The organism is uncultured Candidatus Thioglobus sp., from assembly GCF_963981275.1.
Lineage (GTDB): Bacteria > Pseudomonadota > Gammaproteobacteria > PS1 > Pseudothioglobaceae > Thioglobus_A.
In genome coordinates, this window is sequence record NZ_CAXCCZ010000064.1 from 1 (window position 1) to 2,911 (window position 2,911).

The window sequence follows — 2,911 nt, forward strand, 5'->3', positions numbered from 1 at the left end:
ACCAATTAATGGTGTCGGTTATTGGACAGTTCTTGCAAATTAATACTTACGATCAGCCAGGTGTAGAGCACGGAAAAACCATCCTTAAAGAAAGCTTGAAAAACAAGTCATAAGTCTGGAGTTATCAGTGAAATTTGAAGATTTAGAAGTTTGGAAGCGTTCATCTAAATTATCAGTTGAAATATACAAAGAGCTGTCTACGCTCAAAGATTATGGATTTAAAGACCAAATTACAAGGTCAGGATTATCCATACCGAGCAACATTGCAGAAGGTTTTGGTAGGGTGGGTGACAAAGAAAAGCGTAATTTTCTTAACTATTCCAAAGGATCTTGTGCAGAATTGCGCACCCAAATTTATATTGGTATTAAAATCGGCTATATTCCCTCATCTATTGGAAAAACATGGATAGCTGAAACTCAAGAGATATCAGCAATGTTAACCGGCTTAATGAAATACTTATCTAATGACTAACAACTTCTGACTTATGACTATTAAGAAATGTCTCTTCCCAGTAGCAGGCTACGGTACGCGTTTTTTGCCAGCGACTAAAGCCATCCCTAAAGAGATGCTACCTATACTCACCAAGCCACTGATTCAATACGGTGTGGAAGAAGCGATGAGTGCTGGCATGACTAACATGGCTATGGTCACTAGTAAGTACAAGCAAGCCATTGAAAATCATTTCAAACCGCATGCAGATATCGAAGGCAGTATCCAAGGTACAGATAAGGAATCACTACTAGATGAGGTTAATTATGTAAGTAAAAAATGTGATTTTAATTACATAAATCAAGAACAAATGTTGGGCTTAGGTCATGCAATTTATACCGGTAAACCACTAATCGGTGATGAGTCATTTGCTGTTATCTTGCCGGATGATCTTTGCACTAATACCCCTCAAGGGGGTACTGAAAAGAGTGATGGCGATTCAGTTCTCAAACAAATGACTAATCTTTACGCACAACATCCTGACTGTTGTATTGTAGCTATTGAAGAAGTACCTATGGCCGAGGTTGACAAGTACGGCGTGATTGATGGGGAATTGTTAGAAGGATCGGACAATGCTTATCGAGTTAGTAGTATGGTCGAAAAGCCAAACTCAGCAGATGCCCCGACTAATTTGGCCATTATTGGCAGATATATTCTCATACCACAGATTTTTGATGTACTAGAAAATACTGCTCCTGATAAAAATGGAGAAATTCAAATTACCGATGCACTGATGACACTTGCTAAACAAGGTAAAGTCATTGCTTATAAATTCCGAGGAACAAGGTTTGATTGTGGCAGTGTTGGAGGGTTTGTGGTTGCGACTAATGCCTTTGCTAAGGCAGAAGGCTTGGTTTAGTTATTCCACTGTAACTGATTTGGCTAAGTTACGAGGTTGGTCTACATCAGTACCTTTGATGATTGCCACATGATAACTAAGCAGTTGCAATGGAATGGTAAAAATAATTGGTGCCGTGATTCTGCCTAAGTCAGCAGTAGTTGGAACAATAGTCATGCCTTTCATGGACTCTACTTTTGCATTTTCATCTTCAAAGACAATCATTTGTGAGCCTCTTGATTTAACTTCTTGAAGGTTAGATTTGAGTTTGTCCAAAAGTTTGTCATTAGGCGCTACAGCGATCACTGGCGTGTCTTTGTCAATTAGAGCGATGGGGCCGTGTTTGAGTTCACCAGCAGGGAAGGCTTCAGCGTGAATGTAGCTAATTTCTTTAAGTTTTAGTGCGCCTTCCATGGCAACGGCATGCATAGTGCCACGACCTAGAAAAATTGCATTAAACTTATTTTTAAAAGTTTTAGCCAGTTCAATGATTTGATCTTCTTGCTCTAGGGTTTTTTTAATTAATCCTGGTAATCGATTTAGACCCCCCACAATTTTTAGCTCTTGTTGTTTTGATACTTGATTGTGACACTTCCCAATCGCAACAGCTAATAGTGCAAGCGATACCAGTTGAGTGGTAAAAGCTTTGGTAGATGCCACGCCGATCTCAGGTCCAGCATGGGTTAAAAAAGTGAGTTCTGATTCACGAGTGAGCGACGATTCAGCTGAGTTGCATATGGCCAGTGAATGAATGTTCGTATTGTATTTTTTGACAGCCTTTAATGCCTCTAAAGTATCAGCCGTTTCACCGCTTTGACTAATGGTAATAAACAGCGTGTTGTCCAGCACAATAGGCTGACGATATCGATATTCACTTGCCACTTCAATGTGGGCAGGAATTTTAGCGATGTCTTCTAACCAATATTTGGCTACCAGACCTGCATTGTAGCTAGTGCCACAAGCAATGATCTGAATTTGCTTGGTATCTTTAAAAATCTGTTTAGCCTCATGTCCAAATGCAGAGGTAAGTACCGTATCTTTAGTGATGCGTGATTCTAGAGTGTCACGAATGGCTTGCGGTTGTTCAAAGATTTCTTTGAGCATGTAATGGTCGTAACCACGTTTTGATACTTGCCCACTTTTTAGTTTTGAGATTTTTATTTCTCGCTCAACTTTGTTGCCATCTTTATCGTAAATCGTTACAGATTTAAGTGTAATCTCAGCAATATCACCCTCTTCTAGAAAAATAAATTCTTTGGTAATATCAAGTAAAGCCATTTGATCTGAAGCAATAAAGTTGCCTTTATCACTGAGCCCAATGACTAAAGGTGAGCCGCTTCTTGCAGCGATAATGCATTTTGGATCCTTAGGTGAGATTACGCCTACGCCGTAAGCACCTTTAAAGGTTTGAATGGCTTTTTGTGTGGCTTCTAGCAAAGTACTGCTGTTTTTTAATGCTTTGTGGATGGCATGAGCGATAACTTCAGTGTCTGTATCAGATGTAAAGTCGTAGCCTTGAGTTTCTTGTTCGGCTTTTAATTCAATAAAGTTTTCAATAATGCCGTTGTGAACAACGCTCACAC

At 39.5% G+C, this 2,911-nt stretch carries 3 protein-coding genes; 2 read left to right on the plus strand and 1 reads right to left on the minus strand.

All coding sequences use genetic code 11. The features are described from left to right. Positions 1–127: 127 nt before the first annotated feature. Together ABNR88_RS07100 and galU are read left to right on the plus strand one after the other, a co-directional pair. Entirely contained in the window at positions 128–472 is a 345-nt protein-coding gene (locus ABNR88_RS07100; protein WP_348670246.1) for a four helix bundle protein, read from the plus strand. 13 nt (positions 473–485) lie between these two features. Beyond that, positions 486–1,349 (plus strand): UTP--glucose-1-phosphate uridylyltransferase GalU, encoded by an 864-nt coding sequence (gene galU / locus ABNR88_RS07105; protein WP_348670247.1) that lies wholly within the window; start codon positions 486–488, stop codon positions 1,347–1,349. Here galU and glmS read toward each other — a convergent pair. Next, positions 1,350–2,911 (minus strand): glutamine--fructose-6-phosphate transaminase (isomerizing) (gene glmS, locus ABNR88_RS07110; protein ID WP_348670248.1); only part of this gene is annotated, 1,562 nt, incomplete at its 5' end.

Bases quoted from the DNA above. Each gene is read 5' to 3' on its own strand.
- galU (WP_348670247.1), top strand. From the start codon at position 486: ATGACTATTAAGAAATGTCTCTTCCCAGTAGCAGGCTACGGTACGCGT.